Here is an 18,605-nt window from a genome sequence, read left to right as displayed (position 1 = left end):
GGACAAAAAAGCAGCCCCGCGCCGTGCGCGCGGGGTTGGTGTTTCCGGAGAAGGTATCGTTGCGGTATTTTTGCAGCGGCCTGGACCGGGAAAGCGGCCCGCAACATCCCACCACCATGGCAGGCCGGAGCAGAAGAAGAGGTCAGAACACATGAGTACAATTCTGGAAATGCGCGGAATTGAAAAGACATTCCCAGGTGTCAAGGCGCTCAACAACGTCAACCTGGCAGTGCGCACCGGCGAAATCCACGCCGTGGTCGGCGAGAACGGCGCCGGCAAATCCACCCTGATGAAAGTCCTTAGCGGCGTCTATCCGCACGGCACTTATTCCGGCGACATCGTTTATCAGGGCCAGACACGCGAATTCAAAGATATCGTCGACAGCGAAAGTGTCGGCATCATCATCATCCATCAGGAGCTGGCACTGGTGCCGCTGCTGTCGATTACCGAGAATCTTTTCCTCGGCAACGAACAAGCCACCGGCGGCGTGATCGACTGGGAGCAGTCCTACGCCAAAGCGAAAGAATTGTTGGCCAAGGTCGGCCTCAAGGATCCTCCGTCGACGCTGATCACCAACCTCGGCGTCGGCAAGCAACAGTTGATCGAAATTGCCAAGGCCTTGTCGAAAGAGGTCAAGCTGCTGATCCTCGACGAGCCTACCGCCAGCCTCAACGAAAGCGATAGCGATGCCTTGCTCGAACTGCTGCTGGAGCTGAAGGCCCAGGGCATTTCGTCCATCCTGATTTCGCACAAGCTCAACGAGATTTCCAAAGTCGCCGATTCCATCACCGTGCTGCGCGACGGCGCCACGGTCGATACCTTCGACTGCCGCAAGGAAGCCATCAGTGAAGACCGCATCATCCAGAACATGGTCGGCCGCGAGATGGCGGACCGGTATCCAAAGCGCGAGCCGCAGATCGGCGAAACCATTTTTGAAGTCAAGCAATGGCGCGTGCATCATCCGATTCATCCTGAACGCGTAGTGATCAAGGACATTGATTTCAACGTACGCAAGGGCGAGATCGTCGGCATCGCAGGCCTCATGGGCGCCGGCCGTACTGAACTGGCCAAGAGTATTTTTGGCCGCGCTTACGGCGCCAAGATCAGTGGGGAAGTTCACTTGCATGGCAAGAAGATCGACGTCAGCACGATTCAGAAGGCGATCAATCACGGTATCGCTTACGTGACTGAAGACCGCAAGGGCGACGGCCTGGTGCTGGATGAAGACATCAAGAAGAACATCTCGCTGGCAAACCTGGATGCGGTTTCCGACAAATCGGTGATCGACGAGGCGCGCGAATTCAAGGTGGCGGACGATTTTCGCAGCAAGATGCGCATTCGCTGTTCCAGCGTGCTGCAGCGCGTGGTCAATCTATCCGGTGGCAATCAGCAAAAGGTGGTGCTCAGCAAGTGGCTGTTCTCCAATCCGGAAGTGCTGATCCTGGACGAACCGACACGCGGCATCGACGTCGGCGCCAAGTTTGAAATCTATACCCTGATCAGCCAACTGGCTGCCGAGGGCAAGTGCATCATCATGATCTCGTCGGAAATGCCGGAACTGCTGGGCATGTGCGACCGGATCTATGTCATGAACGAAGGGCAATTCGTCGGCCAGTTTGCCGCGGCGGAGGCATCGCAAGAGAAAATCATGCGCGCTATCGTAAGGAATGTGAAGAATGGAGAACAATGAAATGAGCAAGACACCTACGCTCGATGCGGTCCCTGAAGCCAAGCGGGAGTACGCCGGCTTCCTTAAGAACAACATGCGCGAATACGGCATGCTGCTGTCGCTGGTGGCGATCATGGCCTTCTTCCAGGTCATGACCGACGGCACGCTGATGCAGCCGCTCAACCTGACCAATCTGGTACTGCAAAACAGCTACGTGGTGATCATGGCGCTGGGTATGCTGATGGTGATCGTCGCCGGGCACATCGACTTGTCGGTCGGCTCTGTGGTCGGTTTCATTGGTGCGCTGGCCGCGGTGCTGATGGTCAACTACGAAGTCAACTTCATCCTGACTACCATCATCTGTCTGATCGCCGGCGCGGCCATCGGTGCGGCGCAAGGCTATTGGGTGGCGTTCTTCCGCATCCCGTCCTTCATCGTCACGCTGGCGGGCATGCTGGTGTTCAAGGGCCTCACGCTGGCGTTGCTCGAAGGCCAGTCGGTGGGACCATTCCCACGCGGCTTCCAGTTGCTGAGCTCGGGCTTCATTCCTGAATTCTTTGCCGATACCGGCAGCGTGCGTCTGACCTCGTTGCTGGTCGGCGTGGCGGCAGCCGCAATCTTGCTGGCGGTGAAAGTCCACGGCCGCAGCAAGCAAGTCAAGCATGGCATGGAAGAAGAGCCAGCTTTATTCTTCCTGCTGAAGAACGGTTTGTTTGCTGTCGCGATCATCGCCTTCAGCTACATGATGGCGTCCTACAAGGGTATGCCGAATGTGCTGATCATCATGTTCGCACTGATGGTGGTCTATACCTTTGTCACCAATCGTACTACGATCGGTCGTCGCGTCTACGCTGTCGGCGGCAATGAAAAAGCCGCCAAGCTGTCCGGCATCAAGACCGAGCGCGTGAGCTTCTACACCTTCGTCAACATGGGCATGCTGGCGGCGCTGGCCGGCCTGATCTTCGCGGCCCGCCTGAATACCGCGACGCCGAAAGCCGGTACCGGTTTTGAGCTGGACGTGATCGCGGCTTGCTTCATCGGCGGCGCATCCGCCACCGGCGGTGTCGGCAAGGTGATGGGCGCGGTCATTGGAGCCTTCATCATGGGCGTGATGAACAACGGTATGTCCATCATGGGTATCGGCATCGACTATCAGCAGGTGATCAAAGGTCTTGTGTTGTTGGCCGCAGTGTTCTTTGACGTCTACAACAAAAATAAATAATAAAAATTCTGCACGAGGGGGTGGCTGCAAAAGTTGATGTTTGCAGCCGGTTTTGATCAGTGTCGCCACATCGGGAGGTGGCGACCGCATTATTCCATTGGATGAGTAAATGACTATCGACAAGAAGCGCACGCTGCGTTCGGCAGCATGGTTCGGTACAGCCGACAAGAATGGCTTCATGTACCGCAGCTGGATGAAGAATCAAGGTATTCCCGATCACGAGTTTCAAGGCAAGCCGGTTATCGGCATCTGCAACACCTGGTCCGAACTGACACCGTGCAATGCGCACTTCCGCAAGATCGCCGAACACGTCAAGCGCGGCATCATCGAGGCAGGTGGTTTCCCGGTGGAGTTTCCGGTGTTTTCCAACGGCGAGTCGAACCTGCGTCCGACCGCCATGCTCACGCGCAATCTGGCCAGCATGGACGTCGAAGAATCGATCCGCGGCAATCCGCTGGATGCGGTCGTACTGCTGGTCGGCTGTGACAAGACCACGCCGGCATTGCTGATGGGCGCAGCCAGTTGCGACGTCCCGGCGATTGTCGTCACCGGCGGTCCGATGCTGAACGGCAAGCACGAAGGCAAGGACATCGGCTCCGGTACTGTGGTCTGGCAATTGAGCGAGCAAGTCAAGGCGGGCAAGATTTCGATTCATGAATTCATGTCGGCCGAGGCCGGCATGTCGCGTTCGGCCGGTACCTGCAACACCATGGGTACTGCCTCGACCATGGCTTGCATGGCCGAAGCGCTGGGTACATCCTTACCGCACAACGCGGCGATTCCAGCCGTTGATTCGCGCCGCTACGTGCTGGCGCACATGTCCGGCATGCGTATCGTCGACATGGTGTGGGAAGGCCTGACCTTGTCCAAGATCCTGACACGTGAAGCGTTTGAAAATGCCATTCGCGTCAACGCTGCCATTGGTGGTTCGACCAATGCAGTTATCCATCTGAAGGCAATCGCCGGCCGTATGGGTGTCGACCTGGAATTGGAAGACTGGACGCGCGTCGGCCGAGGCACGCCAACTATCGTTGACTTGCAACCTTCCGGCCGCTTCCTGATGGAAGAGTTCTATTACGCCGGCGGCTTGCCAGCGGTGTTGCGCCGTCTCGGCGAAGCCGATCTGATTCCGCACAAGAACGCATTGACTGTCAACGGCAAGACGCTGTGGGAAAACAATCAGGATGCGCCGATCTACAACGATGAGGTCGTACGCAAACTCGACAACCCGCTGATCGATGATGGCGGCATCTGCATCCTGCGCGGTAATCTGTCGCCACGCGGCGCTGTCCTGAAGCCATCTGCTGCTTCGCCGGAACTGATGAAGCATCGCGGCAAGGCGGTGGTGTTTGAAGACTTCACGCATTACAAAGAACGCATCAACGATCCTGATCTGGACGTTGACGCCAGCTCGGTACTGGTGATGAAGAATTGCGGCCCCAAGGGTTATCCGGGTATGGCTGAAGTCGGCAACATGGGCTTGCCGCCCAAGCTGCTGGCGCAGGGCGTCAAGGACATGGTGCGGATTTCCGATGCACGCATGAGCGGCACGGCCTACGGCACCGTGGTATTGCACGTGGCGCCGGAAGCGGCTGCCGGTGGACCGTTGGGTATCGTGCAGGACGGCGATTGGATCGAAATGGATTGCGCCGCCGGCCGTCTGCATCTCGATATCAGCGACGAAGAAATGGCCCAGCGCCAGACCGCCCGCGCCGAAAAATTGGCACAGGTCAAACCGGCAATGCAGGGCGGTTATCAGTCGCTGTATATCGACCGCGTATTGCAGGCCGATGAAGGCTGCGATTTCGATTTCCTGGTCGGTTGCCGTGGTGCTGCCGTCCCTAAGCATTCTCATTAAGGAGTAACAAGCATGTTGCTGGTGCAATTCAAACAAGCTGACGGCAATCGTCACGTCGGCGTTCTCGACGCTGACGGCAAGAAGATCCGCGTTGTCGATGGCTATCGCAGTACCTACGCATTGGCGCGTGCCGCCATTGCCAAGAAAAGTTCTCTGCAGGACTTCGCCAACGCCGCGCTCGGTTCGACCGTTGTCGACTACGCGCAGGTCGCGGCAAGCGGCAGCCTGTTGGCTCCACTTGACCATGAAGACACGGCGCACTGCTACGTCACCGGCACCGGCCTGACCCATCTGGGCAGCGCCGACGGCCGTGACGCCATGCACAAGAAGCTCGACGGTGCGGGTGACAACCTGACCGACAGCATGAAGATGTTCCGCATGGGTCTCGAAGGCGGAAAGCCTGCTGCCGGAAAGATCGGCGTGCAGCCGGAATGGTTCTACAAGGGCGACGGTTCCATCGTGCGCGCTGCGGAAGAGCCGCTGGCGATGCCGCACTTCGCGCTCGATGGTGGTGAAGAGCCTGAAATCGCCGGCCTGTACATCATCGGCGATAACGGCCAGCCGTATCGCCTGGGTTTCGCCATCGGCAACGAATTCTCGGATCACGTCACGGAACGTCAAAACTACCTGTTTCTGGCGCATTCCAAGTTGCGTGTCTGTTCGGTTGGTCCGGCGTTGCTGGTGGGCGAACTGCCTGCGCACGTGCAAGGTATGTCGCGTATCCGTGCGCAAGACGGTAAGGTGCGCTGGGAGAAGCCTTTCCTCAGTGGCGAAGACAACATGTCGCACACCGTCGCCAATCTTGAATACCATCACTTCAAATACCCGCTGTTCCGTCGTCCCGGCGATGTGCACATTCACTTCTTCGGCACGGCGACGTTGAGCTGCTCGGACAACATCTCCGTCGCACCCGGCGAGACGTTCGAAATCGACGTCGCTGCATTCGGCCCGGCGCTGCGCAATCGTTTGAGCCTTGACGATGTGCCGCATCCGCAAGTCAATGTGCTCTAAGCAAAATTTAATTCTGGAGAATTTATGTCTGCAACATATCAACTGGCGAGCTACCCCAGCCTGAAGGGAAAGCGCGTCTTCATCACCGGCGGCGGAACCGGTATCGGTGCGGCAATCGTCAGCGCTCTGGCAGAGCAAGGTGCGGTGGTCGCTTTTGTCGACATCGCCACGGATGCCAGCGAAGCCTTGTGCAAGAAGATTGCCGACGCCGGCTTCACCGCACCGTCGTTCCGGTACTGCGACCTGCGCGATATTTCTTCGCTGCAAAACACCATCAAGGATCTGGCTGCACAACTCGGCGACTTTGACGTACTGGTGAACAACGCCGCCAATGACGAGCGCCACAAGCTGGAAGACGTCACGCAGGAGTATTGGGACAACCGCATTGCGATCAATCAGCGTCCGTCGTTCTTTGCCGTCCAGGCCGTCGCACCGGGCATGATCAAGAAGAAGGCCGGTTCCATCATCAATTTCAGCTCGATCAGCTGGCATACTTCCAGCGGCGGGTTCCCGGTCTACACCACGGCCAAGTCGTCGGTGCTGGGGCTGACACGCGGTCTGGCCCGTGATCTGGGGACGCACAATATCCGCGTCAATACCGTGACGCCGGGTTGGGTCATGACAGAGCGTCAGATTGAGTTGTGGCTGGATGAAAAGGGCAAGGAAGACATTAAGCGCAATCAGTGTTTGCAGGGCGAATTGCTGCCCTGGCATCTGGCGCGTATGGTGTTGTTCCTGGCGTCTGACGAAAGCGTTATGTGTACGGCACAGGAATTCATCGTAGACGCCGGCTGGGCGTAAATTGGTGATAAAGCACCGCTAGCCGCGTTGCGCCGCCTTGCCGTGCTCACGCACTGTCTGCGTTGGCGCGCCTTGCTATCGGCACTTTCTCACCAATCTATGTGAGAGATGAGAAAGGCCAAAAACAAAAAAGCGAGACTTCAGGTCTCGCTTTTTTTATGGCAGGAATTTAGGAAATCAGTAAATCGTTTTCGCCACATCCCTGATCGCCTGTTGCAAAATCACCGCGCCCGGCGACAGCAGATGTTCGCGGCGGGTGATGATGCCGAAGCCGTCCATCTTGCACGGCAGCTCAATCGGTAACAGATCCATCAGACGCGCCTGGGAATAATAGCGCGCAACTTCGGTCGGCATCGCGTAGAGAAAGTCGGTCTGCTGCAGCAGGCTGGTGATGGTCAGGATGGCGGTGGTGTCGACCACGTTGGCCGGCGGTGTCAGTCCGCTCTTGCGGAACATCAGGTCGACGCGGCTGCGCAGGATACTGCCTTTGGGCGCCATGATCCACGGATCGTCGACGATGTCTTTCAACTCAAGGTTTTTGTGCTCGTGGAGCGGATGGCCGACACGGGCAACGGCGCAGATCGGTTCGTCGGACAACTCTTCGTAGTGCAGGTTATGGCTGACTTCTTCGTCGAGAATGCGTGCCACCAGAAAATCCAGGTCGCCGCGCAACAGACGTGCCAGCAGGATGTTGCTGCTCTCGACTTCGACACCGATGCGCAACATCGGGGAGTGTTCCTTGACGCGCGCAATCGCAGCCGGGATGAGTGACATGCCGGGCGACAGGATGACGCCGACGTCAACCTGGCCGGACAGGCCGGACTTCAGTGCGACGATGTCCTCGTGCGCTTTTGACAGGCTGGTGAGCGCCATGCGCGAGTGGCGGATCATGGCTTCGCCGTAGATCGTGGGACGCATGCCGCGTGGCAGACGATCAAACAGCGTGACGCCGAGTGTGTCTTCCAGATCCTTGAGTTGTTTGGACGCGGCGGGTTGCGTCATGTTTAATTCGTTGGCTGCGCGATGGATATTTCGTTCGTCATCTAGCGCGATTAACAGCAATAGTTGCCGTGTTTTCAGACGCGCACGCAGAAACCAATTCGGGTCGCTGTTCTTCATTTGTCTCCACCATTTCTTATATCTTTCGATGATATCAAATCAAGTATCAGCTTAGGCAAATAATTCATTAGAAATATATGTCGCGAATCCTTAGTATCTAGGCCAGTTCACAACGATTTCACGTTGTGATCTTCACGTTGAAATGACGCTTCTGAAAAGCTTGTCGAACGGTTACGAATACCGGTATCGAGGGGAGTTTTTGCGCGCCAATTTAGCGTGACGTAAGAAAAGAAAGCGTAAAAAAGTGCGGGTGCAGCAATCGACTACACCCAGTTAAAACTACAAAGTTCTACGGAGACCTCAGATGACTCAGTCCATCTCAACCAAAACCATTCTCAAGGCCCTGGGCACGGCCTCGTTGTTCGGCGCATGCCTGGCATCCGCGCAGGCGGAAGACAGCGTGACTATTTACGGTCGCGTCGTCGCAGGCGTTGACGTTCAAACGAACGTGCATCAGGCCAACGGCAACACCGGCACGCAAGTACGCGCCGCCAGCAACCAGTGGGGCACCAGCATGATCGGCTTCAAGGGCAAGGAAGATCTGGGCGGCGGTCTGAACAGCTTCTTCCTGCTGGAGTCCGGTTTCGGCGCGACCAAAGGCGCCACCAACGGCACAGCGCTGTTCAATCGTCGTTCTTATGTTGGCCTGAACGGCAGCGCCGGTTCGGTCAAGGTCGGTAAGAATCTGTTCATTGACAATGATGTCTGGTTCCTTGATCCAACCGGTCAGCAATGGATCGGTACCGCCAATCTGGTGCACGGTCGCAACTGGGGCGGCGCCAACAACGTGATCGAATATCAGACGCCAACCTGGGGTGGCTTTAACGCTACCTTCCAGACCAGTCTGGGTGAGCAGGCCGGTTCGACAACCAAGGGCCGCAAGGATGGTGTATCGCTGGTCTATCAAAACCAAGGTCTGGAACTGCGCGCGATCTATGATCTGGTACGCGACGCCAACGGCAAGTACGGCAGCGTCATGACAAACTCGTCCGGCGTCACAGTCCCGGGTACTATCTATGACTCTTCCAAAGAGTTGATCCTGGGTGGTACTTACACCATCGACAAGCTGAAGATGTACCTGGGCTATGAAAACCTGAAAGCGCCGGATGTTGCGCCTGGTTCGACCAACAAGGTCAATCATTACTGGGTCGGCGCCAACTACGAGGTCTCGCCTGCGCTGACCTTGATCGGTTCGGTCTTCCACGTCAATGCCAACAACAACGGTGGTTCTGCCAACCTGTTCATGGCTGGCTTGAACTACAACCTGTCGAAGCGTACCTTGCTGTACGTCGGCGCCGGTACAGTACGCAACAGTGGCAACGGCACGTTCTCGCTGGAAGCCGACGAAGCCGGTGCGCCATTGGCTGGTCAAAGCCAGACGGGCGGCTACTTCGGTATCTCTCACTCGTTCTGATCGTATGAGGATCCGATCATAATGTGCAGCAGAGCGCAGTAAAACGCAGCAACGAAAGAGGGCAAGCCACGGCTTGCCTTTTTTCGTTTAAAGTTGATTGAATGCAGTGTTTCAAAAAAGTAAAACGGAGATGACGTCTGATGCAAGCAAGCCTGATCGTTGATGGTAAATGTGAACTCGGTGAATGCGCGATCTGGTGCGATCGTACGCAGTCGGTGTTCTGGACAGATATTCAGGCCTCGGTGTTGTGGAGCTACCATCCCGCCGACGGTGTCACGCGCAGTTGGACCATGCCGGAGCGCCTGTCGGTTTTTGCGCTGACGGCGCAAACCAATCGCCTGCTGATCGGCCTGGCGTCGCAGCTGGCGTTTTTCGATCTGGATACGCAAGCCGTCACGCCGATTTGCCGTATCGAAGACGAGCTGCCGACCACGCGCCTGAACGACGGTCGTTGCGATCGTCAGGGGCGCTTCGTGTTCGGCACGTTGAATGAAGATAAAGCGCGTGCGCCTATCGGCAGCTACTACCGCCTCAATACCGATCTCAGCCTGGAGCGTCTACCGCTGCCGGGCGTAGCGATTCCCAACAGTGTTTGTTTCAGTCCTGATGGAACGCGTATGTACTACTGCGACACGATGCAGGGCAAGATCATGTGCTGCGACTACGATGTCGTCACCGGTGCGATCAGCGGGCAGCGTTTGTTCGTTGATCTGAGCGGACAGCAGGGGGGGGCCGATGGCTCTGCCATCGACAGTCGTGGCTATCTCTGGAATGCGCAGTGGGGTGGTGCACGTGTGGTGCGCTACGCGCCTGATGGGCTGGTCGACAGAATCATCGCAGTACCGGTGTCGCAACCCAGTTGTCCGGCGTTCGGTGGTCCTGCACTGGATACTTTGTACGTGACGACAGCGCATGAGGGTATGGATGCGGCACAGCGCGATCGCGAGCCGTCGTCGGGTGGATTGTTTGCCGTTGCGCTGGATGGCGTGACAGGTATCCCCGAGGTGCGATTTGGCGGATGACGCTGAGGAGTGTTGAATAGGAAAGCCCGGCATGACAGCCGGGCTTTCTTTTGCGCGCAAAGGATTTGCGCTCAGCGCTGAGCTTGTTGTTGCAGCTCCGTACGAACATCCTCAATGACTTTGCTCCAGTCGCCGGGCTTTTCCTGGCGGAAGATGCGCATGCTCGGATACCACGGCGAATCGTTGCGGCCCAGCAGCCAGCGCCAGTCGGTGTTGTAGCGGTTGAGCAGCCATACCGGTTTGCCCAGCGAACCTGCCAGATGGGCGACGGCGGTGTCGACCGAAATCACCAGATCGAGGTTGTCGATCAGTGCAGCAGTATCCGAGAAATCGCGAAGGTCGCGCGTGTAATCAACCAGACGCTGGCCGCCGATAGTGAGACCTGATGACAGGCCGCCGAGTTTAAGGGCCGATGACAGCCCTCCAAGGTTGAGACTCAACGGCGAGTTGATGCTGCTTTGTGGTTGCAACGCGAAGAATTCAACCTGGTCGTTTTGCAGCAGCGGCGACATGGCGTTGAATGGAATTGAACGCGCAGCGTCGAGCCGTTTCGTGGCAGGGCTATTGACACGCGGATTGCTGCCGGACCAGACGAGGCCGACGCGCGGCTTGCGCTTTTCGCCCAGACGTACTTTCCAGCTCTCGGTTTTCGCAGGATCTTGCTGCAGGTAGCCTGCATCGGGGATGTCGTTCAGGCTAAATGTCTGGCAGGCAAGCGGCAGACTCATCAGAGGGCACTGCAGGTCGAACGGAGGCAACTGTTCGCCCGTCGCCAGCACGGCGCTGACACCTTTGACGTTGGCCATCAAGGATTTGAGCGCTGGTTGCACCTGCAGGATGACGCGTGCGCCGCGCTCGGCCAGCATCGGAGCGTAACGCGCGAATTGCAGCGTGTCGCCAAAGCCTTGTTCGGAATGCAGCAGGATGGTTTTGCCAGCCAGCGGGCCATCGCCCAGCCACAGTGGCTGCGTGAAATAGCGTTGGGTCTTGCGCATCTGCTCGGTTTGCCAGCGTTGCTCGTACTGGCGCCAGCCGGCTTCAAGGTTGCCGAGTTTCAGGTTGCACAGCGCCGTGTTCCAGCGTGCCGACTGGTAGTTGGGATCGCTGGACGGCACCAACGCATAGCCGGCGATGGCGTCGTCGTAGCGTTGCAGTTCTTCCAGCGTGACGGCACGGTTGTAGGCCATGTCGGGATAATCCGGCAGCAGCTCGATGGCGCGGTCGTACCCGGCGAGCGCTTCTTCCAGTCGGTATTTTCCGGCCAACAGATAAGCGCGGTTGGCGATCGCTTCGGCGAAGTCTGGTTCGATTTCCAGCACCTTGTCATAGATCGCCATTGCTTCGTCGATACGGTCGAATTCTTTGAGCGTGTTGGCCAGGTTGAACAGCGCTTCCGGATATTCAGGCGCGACCTCCACTGCCTTTTCGTAGCAGGTCAGGGCTTCACTCAGACGGCCCAGATCGTTGAGCGAGTTGCCTTGCTTGAGCCATGCCTGTGCATGATCGGGTTGAGCAGCCAGCACGCGCTTGTAGCAATCCAATGCTTCCATGTGGCGCTTCATCGCGCGCAGCACGTTACCGCGACGATACAGCGCTTCGGTGAAATCGGATTTGAGCGCCAGCACCAGATCGTAGCTGCGCAGCGCTTCCGTGTAGCGCTCCACATCTTCCAGTGCGGTGGCGCGATCGAATTGCGCATCAACGTGGGTTGGATTGATCTTGAGTGCCTTGTCGATCCATTCGATGGCGGCGGCTGGATCTTCACGGTGTAATTGCAGCATCCCCATCAGATACAAGGCCTGAAAATGCTTGGGAGCCTTGGCCAGCACTTTCTTGTACACGGCTTCTGCCTTGTCGTGGTCGCCGCGCTGGTGCAGGGCGACGGCTTGCTGGATTTGTGCTGCGATGGCTGGATTCTGAGGTGTTGGCCGCATAAGCTGGAAGTTTGGTTGACGTTTCGTGAGAAGGCGCGAAGTAAGCGTTAAGTTTTACGATGCTACACAAAAAAGCAGCCCTCATGTCGGAATTTGCCCCCCACGGCCAGCATGATATGGCGTTTTCTTTTACACTCGCTGAGCCTCATGCGGGGCTCGTGCAGCATTCAAGAATACTTTTACAGCCGGAGTTTCAGCCATGACTTACGCCATACCCGTTCCCGCCATCACTACCGTACCGGTCGTCGGCGGCGATCCTTTCCCGGTACGCCGCATTTACTGTGTCGGCCGCAACTACGCCGCACATGCGCGCGAAATGGGCCACGATCCAAACCGCGAACCGCCCTTTTTCTTCATGAAGCCGACCGACACCATCGTGCCGACAGACAGCGAGGTGCCTTACCCAAGCAAGACCAATGATTATCAGCATGAGATCGAAATGGTGGTCGCTCTGGGTAAAGGTGGTCGCGATATTCCGGTGGAAAAGGCGCTCGAGCTGGTATTCGGCTACGCGGTGGGTCTTGATATGACTCGCCGCGACCTGCAAGGAGAAGCCAAAAAGCTGGCGCGGCCATGGGATATGGGCAAGGGTTTCGACCATTCGGCACCGTGCGCACCCTTGTTGCCTGTGTCGAAGATCGGTCACCCCGACAAGGGCGCGATCTGGCTCAAGGTCAACGGCGAAGTGCGTCAGCAAGGTGATCTGTCGGATCTGATCTGGAACGTCGCCGAAACCATTTCCTATCTGTCCGGCCTGGTTGAGTTGTTCCCCGGCGATCTTATTTATACCGGCACCCCGGAAGGTGTCGGCGCTGTGGTCAAGGGCGACAAGTTGCAGGGCCACGTCGACGGACTGGTTGACCTGAACGTCACAATTGTCTGATTTTCTCCTATGAAGACCGTCCCTTCTGCGACCGGGGAGGGATGGTTGTGTTGTCATTTTTACATCGCTCCGTTGGCGTGACATTAAACTGTCATGAAGCCAAATTGCCGAGGGGCGTATAATAGCGGTTTGCCGGTCGGTTTCCGTTCGGCAACCTCTTGACGTGGGCACCCTGTTTTCATGCATGGTCGGCGCCGCGTGATATGTCAAACATCCGTTATTAGTGAAAGCAACAGAGCCTCTTCGCGAATGTGCCCGTCGCAATCTGCTGTGCAGAACATTGTGTCGCATTGCATTGATTCACGCTGGGTTCGCCTGAGGACTCCACCCAAACATGCCCGAGCAATTGCCTGAAACAGCAGTACCTGAAATGCCTGAAGTCCGTTTTGAAGACTTTGGCCTGTCGCCCGACATCCTGAAGGCGCTGTCGGAGCAGGGGTACACCCATCCGACACCGATTCAGGCGCAGGCGATTCCTATCGTGTTGCAAGGGCGCGATGTCATGGGCGCCGCACAGACCGGCACCGGCAAGACGGCCGGGTTCTCGTTGCCGATCATTCAATTGTTGCTGGCACATGCCAGCACCAGCATGTCTCCGGCGCGTCATCCGGTGCGCGCGTTGATTCTGACGCCCACGCGTGAGCTCGCCGATCAGGTTGCGGAAAACGTCAAAGCGTATTCGCGCTTCACGCCGTTGCGCTCCACGGTCGTGTTCGGTGGTGTCGATATGGCGCCGCAGACAGCGACTTTGCGCGGCGGTGTTGAAATCGTTATCGCCACGCCGGGCCGCCTGCTGGATCACGTTCAGCAAAAGACCGTGAACCTCTCGCAGACCCAGATCCTGGTCATGGACGAAGCCGACCGCATGCTGGACATGGGTTTCCTGCCGGATTTGCAGCGCATCATCAACCTGCTGCCGAAGCAACGCCAGAACCTGATGTTCTCGGCGACCTTCTCGCCGGAAATCAAGAAGCTGGCCGCCAGCTTCCAAAACAATCCGGTCACCATCGAAGTGGCACGCAGCAACGCCACCGCCGAGCGCGTGACCCAGACCATTTACAAAGTTGACGAAGACGCCAAGAGTGACGCCGTCGCGCACATCATCCGCGAGCGTCAGCTCAAGCAGGTGATCGTGTTTTCGAATACCAAGATCGGCGCTTCCAAACTGGCGCGCCAGCTGGAAAACGACGGCGTCAAAGCCTCCGCGATCCATGGCGATAAATCCCAGGGTGAGCGCATGGCCGCACTGGAAGCCTTCAAGCAAGGCCAGGTCGAAGTACTGGTGGCGACTGACGTCGCTGCGCGCGGTCTGGATATCACCGATCTGCCGTGCGTAATCAATATCGATCTGCCGTACAACGCGGAAGATTATGTCCACCGTATCGGCCGTACCGGCCGTGCGGGTGCGTCGGGAGATGCGATTTCGCTGTTCTCCGACAAGGATGAGCGCCTGCTGGTCGATATCGAAAAGCTGATCAAGATCAAGTTCGTGCGTTCGGAGCTGACAGGTTTCGTGCCACGTCAGCGTGGTGAACGCGGTGAACGGTCGGAACGTGGCGAAAGAAGTGATCGCGGCGACCGTGGTGACCGCAGCAATAGCAGCAGCCGTAGCAACAGCAGCGGTGGCGATCGTGTCAGCGCACCACGTGATACGCAATCCTATGGACGCAGCAGCAGCTCGCCGCGCAAGGAAAAAGTCGATCCATGGTTCCTCAAGCCGTACGAGCCAACTTCTGCGCCATCGCCGGCGGAAGCCAATGCAGTCGCTGCCAAACCATTGAGCAGCAAGCCACCGAAGCATAAAGTCGCAGCTTTGCTGGGCGGGATGCCCAAGCGTCAGGCTTAAGTCATGGTTTAAGTTGGCAGCTGCGCCAGTCGGCGTTGCCACGCTGACGTAGCAAGCTCCCAAAATGCGGCGACTTCGGTCGCCGTTGTCATTTCCAGTCCGAGAAATTTCGCAGCTCTGTGCAATTCGTCAAGCGGGCGACTGAGATCCAGTGCCTGTGCGCCGTTTTGCTTGGACAGTTTTTCTCCGTCCGTATGTTTGACCAGCGGCACGTGCAGATACGACGGCGTTGGATAACCGAGCAAGCGCTGCAGATAAATCTGCCGTTCCGTCGACGCCAGCAAGTCGGCGCCGCGTACGATATGCGTCACGCCTTGCTCGGCGTCGTCCACCACCACCGCCAGTTGATAAGCCCAGAAGCCATCTGCACGCTTCAAGACAAAGTCGCCGGCTTCGCTGGCCAGATGCTGGCTTTGCCATCCCAGCCAGCGATCTTTGAATCCAATTTCCTCACCGTCCTGCCCCTGATCCGGTACGCGTACGCGCAGTGCACGCGCAATTTTTCCGGGCGCTAATCCGTTGCGGCAGGTGCCGGGATAAATGGCTGCTCCATCTGCAGCGACGCCCAGCCGCGAATCGGCGATCTCTTTGCGGCTGCAGCCGCAGGCATAGACGTGCGCACCCAGCCGGTCGCAGGCATTGCGATAGTGTTGCTTGCGCTGGCTTTGTACCAGCACCGGCCCATCCCAGCGCATGCCAAACGTGTTTAGTGCCGCCTCAATATCTTGTGCCGCACCGCTGACGGTGCGTGCTTCGTCAATGTCTTCGATACGCAGCAGCCATTGCCCCTGATGCGCGCGTGCGTCGAGATAGCTGGCCATGGCTGCCACCAGCGAGCCGGCATGCAAGGGGCCGGATGGAGAGGGGGCAAAGCGGCCGATGTAAGAGGGGGGGGATGCAGACATCATGGTATGACGGGGCCGAGCAGCGAACGCTGGATTTCAGGTTGCGACAGTTGATGGAGAAACCATTTTAGTGATTTTCCCTGATCGGCTTTAGGCCACGCTATCAGGAAGTTTTCATGCGGCTTGCTCATGATGGTTTGTTTTTCGATCAATGTGCTGTTGTCGAGATAATGCTGAGCCCAGAAGCGCGGCAAGTGGCCGCAGCCCAGCCCGGCCAGTTGCGCCCGAAGTTTGTCGTCCACGCCGGGTACGGTCAGCGTTTCCTGTCCGGCCAGCAAGCCCATGGTGATGCCGGGATTGCTGCGGCTGCTGTCGCCGACTGCCACGGCGCGATGCTGGCGCACCAGTTCGGGCGAGAGCGGTTCCGGGGCATCAGCCAGTGGATGATCCGGGGAAACCGCAAAGGCCCAGTCGACCACGCCCAGCGGACGTGTCTGAAAACGGCCGCTGGTGCGCACGATTTCCGGGCCGTCCAGCGTGGCGCCGATGACCAGATCGGCGCGTCCGGCCATGAGTTCCTCCCAGGTGCCGGACAAGACGCCTGGGACGAAGCGCAATTTCGTACCGCCCGCTTCGCGGTCAAACGCGGCGATCAGCGGCAGCATTTTGGCGAATGGGATGATGCTGTTGAGGACAATACGCAATTCGGTTTCTCGGCCGGTGGCGGTGCGTTTGACGCGTTGCTCCAGATCATCGGCGGCGTGCAGCAGATGACGGCCTTCGGTCAGCAATTCCACTCCCGCCGCTGTCAGTTTGGCGCGATGGCCGCGGCGGTCGAAGAGCAGCACGTCAAGATCGTCCTCCAGTTTGCGCACGCTGTAGGTCAGTGCCGAGGGCACCCGGTCGAGCGCCAGCGCGGCAGCAGCGAAGCTGCCCTTGCGGTCGATCATATCGAGGATTTGCAGTGCTTCCAGCGTGAGATTCATGCGATGACGGGCAGCAGAAGGGACGTGTTGAAGGCTTGTTTAAATTTTTTGAATGATATGTCTGAATTGAAAGGCTTATCTCAGTGAAAGCAAGTGGATATAGTGTAGTGCACGCACAGAAAATTTGTACGAACGCCTGAAAATATCGCGTTGAACTGCGAAAAGACGTTATTCTTTCCCGGCTTCTTTCGCAGTTTTTTGCCAGTACAGGCGTCAGTTTTTCCTCTCACTCCAACAAGGAAACCAACATGAGCAAAGTCGCTATCGTTTATCACTCCGGCTATGGCCACACCAAGAAGCAAGCAGAAGCCGTTCAGGCAGGTGCTGCATCGGCTGCGGGCGCTACTGTCGACCTGATCGCCATCAGCGCCGAAGGCAACATCACCGACGCTGACTGGGCCACGCTGGATGCGGCCGACGCCATCATCTTCGGTTCGCCGACTTACATGGGATCGGTGTCCTGGCAATTCAAGAAGTTTGCAGACGCCAGCTCCAAGCCATGGTTCTCGCAAAAATGGAAAGACAAGATCGGCGCGGCCTTCACCAATTCGGCCACGATGAACGGCGACAAGCTGTCGACGCTGCACTACCTGTTTACACTGGGCATGCAGCACAGCATGGTCTGGGTCGGCACCGGCCTGATGCCAGCCAATTCCAAGGCGGCACAGCGCAATGACATCAACTTCGTCGGTTCCTTCTCCGGCCTGATGGCGCAAAGCCCGTCGGATTCGTCGCCGGAAGAAGGTCCGCTGCCGGGCGATCTGGAAACCGCCAAGCTGTTCGGCAAGCGCGTCGCTGAAACTGCGGCGCAATTCAAGAAATAAGTTTTACCCTTCCCATGCAAAAAGCCCACCTTCCGGTGGGCTTTTTGCTTATGTGGAAGCCAGGTACAGACTAAAGCGAAAGGTGCTCAGGCAGTTGCGCTTGCGTTAGGCTGCGAGGCCGGTGCTGCCGCTGCCAGTTCGGGTGCGCAGTGCGGGCAGGACTTGCCGGGCACGTAAGCGGGCGACAACTGCTCGCGGGGCGTTACCACGGCGCGGCAGGCGAAGCATTGTTCGGTTTGCGTTTCCTGCAATTGCGGATTGAGCGCGGTGCGATAGTCGAAGACGAAGCAGTCGCCCTGATAGTGCGCGCCGCCGACTTCTTCAAAGTACTTGAGGATGCCGCCTTCCAGTTGATACACGCTGTCGTAGCCGATGTTTTGCATGTGGATGGCGGCTTTTTCGCAGCGGATGCCGCCGGTACAGAAAGTCACCACGGTCTTGTCGTTCAGTTCGTCCTTGTGGTCGGCGATGACCTGCGGAAACTCGGTAAACTTCTCGATACGGTAGTCGATCGTATTTTCAAAAGTACCGACGTCGACTTCAAAGGCATTGCGCGTATCGACCATCACCACCGGCTTGCCGTTGTCGTCGTGGCCCTGATCGAGCCAGCGCTTGAGCGTTTTAGCTTCAACGAAGGGCGCGCGGCCTTCTTCCGGCTTGATCAGCGGATGCTTCATGGTGATGATCTCGGCCTTGAGCTTGACCAGCATGCGATTGAACGGCTGGTGCTCGGAAAAGCTTTCCTTGACCTGAATATCCGCAAAACGCGCATCGGCGCGAAGCCAGGTCAAAAAGGCGTCGATGTCGGCGCGTTTGCCGGCCAGAAAGAGGTTGATACCTTCGGGGCTCAGGATGACGGTGCCGCGCAGCTTGTGTTGCTGGCAAAACTCCAGAAACACAGGGCGTTTTTCGGCGGTGTCGTTGAAGGTGATGAATTTATAGGCCGCAATATTGACGAACGAAGTTGCGGTTTCGTGCGGCTGTTGTTGCACTTGTTGCATGGTGATATTGCCTAAGTCTTTGAATTAACAGCATTATAAACGCGTCAGGCCCATTCTGCGCCGGCGGCATGCAGCAATTTGCGGCATCCATGATGCAAATCAAATGATCAGGCGTGTTACCTACTTGCCGGTATGGTGTCGCATCGTGATTTTCAATCGTAAATTCCATC

The 18,605-nt window shown here is 57.6% G+C and carries 15 protein-coding genes; 10 read left to right on the top strand and 5 right to left on the bottom strand.

Annotation, left to right across the window (positions count from 1 at the left end):
• The first annotated feature begins 151 nt into the window (after positions 1–151).
• From mmsA to hmeg3_RS18980, 5 genes are all read left to right on the top strand, one after another.
• A complete protein-coding gene (gene mmsA / locus hmeg3_RS19000) occupies positions 152–1,690 on the top strand; it encodes a multiple monosaccharide ABC transporter ATP-binding protein (RefSeq protein WP_094565114.1) in 1,539 nt (512 codons plus the stop codon).
• Between the two features lies 1 nt (position 1,691).
• On the top strand, positions 1,692–2,891 hold the full coding sequence (gene mmsB / locus hmeg3_RS18995; protein ID WP_198361727.1) for a multiple monosaccharide ABC transporter permease: 1,200 nt from the start codon (positions 1,692–1,694) through the stop codon (positions 2,889–2,891).
• A gap of 109 nt (positions 2,892–3,000) precedes the next feature.
• Complete coding sequence (locus tag hmeg3_RS18990; protein WP_094565112.1) at positions 3,001–4,749, top strand: IlvD/Edd family dehydratase; 1,749 nt, start codon at positions 3,001–3,003, stop codon at positions 4,747–4,749.
• A 12-nt stretch (positions 4,750–4,761) separates the two neighbouring features.
• Positions 4,762–5,760 carry an AraD1 family protein gene (araD1, locus tag hmeg3_RS18985; RefSeq protein WP_094565111.1) on the top strand — a complete coding sequence of 333 codons (999 nt, stop codon included), beginning with the start codon at positions 4,762–4,764 and terminating at the stop codon, positions 5,758–5,760.
• A 24-nt stretch (positions 5,761–5,784) separates the two neighbouring features.
• On the top strand, positions 5,785–6,561 hold the full coding sequence (locus hmeg3_RS18980) for an SDR family NAD(P)-dependent oxidoreductase (RefSeq protein ID WP_094565110.1): 777 nt from the start codon (positions 5,785–5,787) through the stop codon (positions 6,559–6,561).
• Positions 6,562–6,738: 177 nt separating this feature from the next.
• Here hmeg3_RS18980 and hmeg3_RS18975 read toward each other — a convergent pair whose 3' ends face one another.
• The gene (locus hmeg3_RS18975) at positions 6,739–7,680 is read right to left on the bottom strand and encodes a LysR family transcriptional regulator (protein WP_094565109.1); all 942 of its coding nucleotides are present in this window, start codon (positions 7,678–7,680) and stop codon (positions 6,739–6,741) included.
• Between the two features lie 304 nt (positions 7,681–7,984).
• Between hmeg3_RS18975 and hmeg3_RS18970 the strand changes: the two genes are divergently transcribed.
• Complete coding sequence (locus hmeg3_RS18970) at positions 7,985–9,094, top strand: porin (RefSeq protein ID WP_094565108.1); 1,110 nt, start codon at positions 7,985–7,987, stop codon at positions 9,092–9,094.
• 140 nt (positions 9,095–9,234) lie between these two features.
• A complete protein-coding gene (locus hmeg3_RS18965) occupies positions 9,235–10,116 on the top strand; it encodes an SMP-30/gluconolactonase/LRE family protein (protein ID WP_094565107.1) in 882 nt (293 codons plus the stop codon).
• Positions 10,117–10,187: 71 nt separating this feature from the next.
• Here hmeg3_RS18965 and hmeg3_RS18960 read toward each other — a convergent pair whose 3' ends face one another.
• A complete protein-coding gene (locus hmeg3_RS18960; RefSeq protein WP_094565106.1) occupies positions 10,188–12,050 on the bottom strand; it encodes a tetratricopeptide repeat protein in 1,863 nt (620 codons plus the stop codon).
• A gap of 199 nt (positions 12,051–12,249) precedes the next feature.
• On the opposite strand from hmeg3_RS18960, the gene hmeg3_RS18955 reads away from it, so the two are divergent.
• On the top strand, positions 12,250–12,933 hold the full coding sequence (locus hmeg3_RS18955; protein ID WP_094565105.1) for a fumarylacetoacetate hydrolase family protein: 684 nt from the start codon (positions 12,250–12,252) through the stop codon (positions 12,931–12,933).
• A gap of 334 nt (positions 12,934–13,267) precedes the next feature.
• Entirely contained in the window at positions 13,268–14,779 is a 1,512-nt protein-coding gene (locus hmeg3_RS18950) for a DEAD/DEAH box helicase (RefSeq protein WP_094565104.1), read from the top strand.
• An 8-nt stretch (positions 14,780–14,787) separates the two neighbouring features.
• Here the strand turns inward: hmeg3_RS18950 and gluQRS are convergent, their stop codons facing one another.
• Both gluQRS and hmeg3_RS18940 read right to left on the bottom strand, forming a co-directional pair.
• Positions 14,788–15,687 (bottom strand): tRNA glutamyl-Q(34) synthetase GluQRS, encoded by a 900-nt coding sequence (gene gluQRS / locus hmeg3_RS18945; protein ID WP_369828840.1) that lies wholly within the window; start codon positions 15,685–15,687, stop codon positions 14,788–14,790.
• Positions 15,684–16,610, bottom strand: coding sequence for a LysR family transcriptional regulator (locus hmeg3_RS18940; protein WP_094565103.1), 927 nt, complete (start codon positions 16,608–16,610; stop codon positions 15,684–15,686). Before hmeg3_RS18940 ends, gluQRS begins: the two co-directional genes overlap by 4 nt.
• A 248-nt stretch (positions 16,611–16,858) precedes the next feature.
• Here hmeg3_RS18940 and hmeg3_RS18935 point away from each other — a divergent pair, with 248 nt between their 5' ends.
• Positions 16,859–17,434, top strand: coding sequence for a flavodoxin family protein (locus hmeg3_RS18935; RefSeq protein ID WP_094565102.1), 576 nt, complete (start codon positions 16,859–16,861; stop codon positions 17,432–17,434).
• A gap of 86 nt (positions 17,435–17,520) precedes the next feature.
• Here the strand turns inward: hmeg3_RS18935 and hmeg3_RS18930 are convergent, their stop codons facing one another.
• Entirely contained in the window at positions 17,521–18,435 is a 915-nt protein-coding gene (locus tag hmeg3_RS18930; protein ID WP_094565101.1) for a sulfurtransferase, read from the bottom strand.
• Positions 18,436–18,605: the final 170 nt, after the last annotated feature.

Source organism: Herbaspirillum sp. meg3, assembly GCF_002257565.1.
In the GTDB taxonomy this organism is placed as follows: Bacteria; Pseudomonadota; Gammaproteobacteria; order Burkholderiales; family Burkholderiaceae_D; genus Herbaspirillum.
Note: the sequence above shows the minus strand (reverse complement) of the source record. Positions and strands in the feature narration are given on the sequence as shown.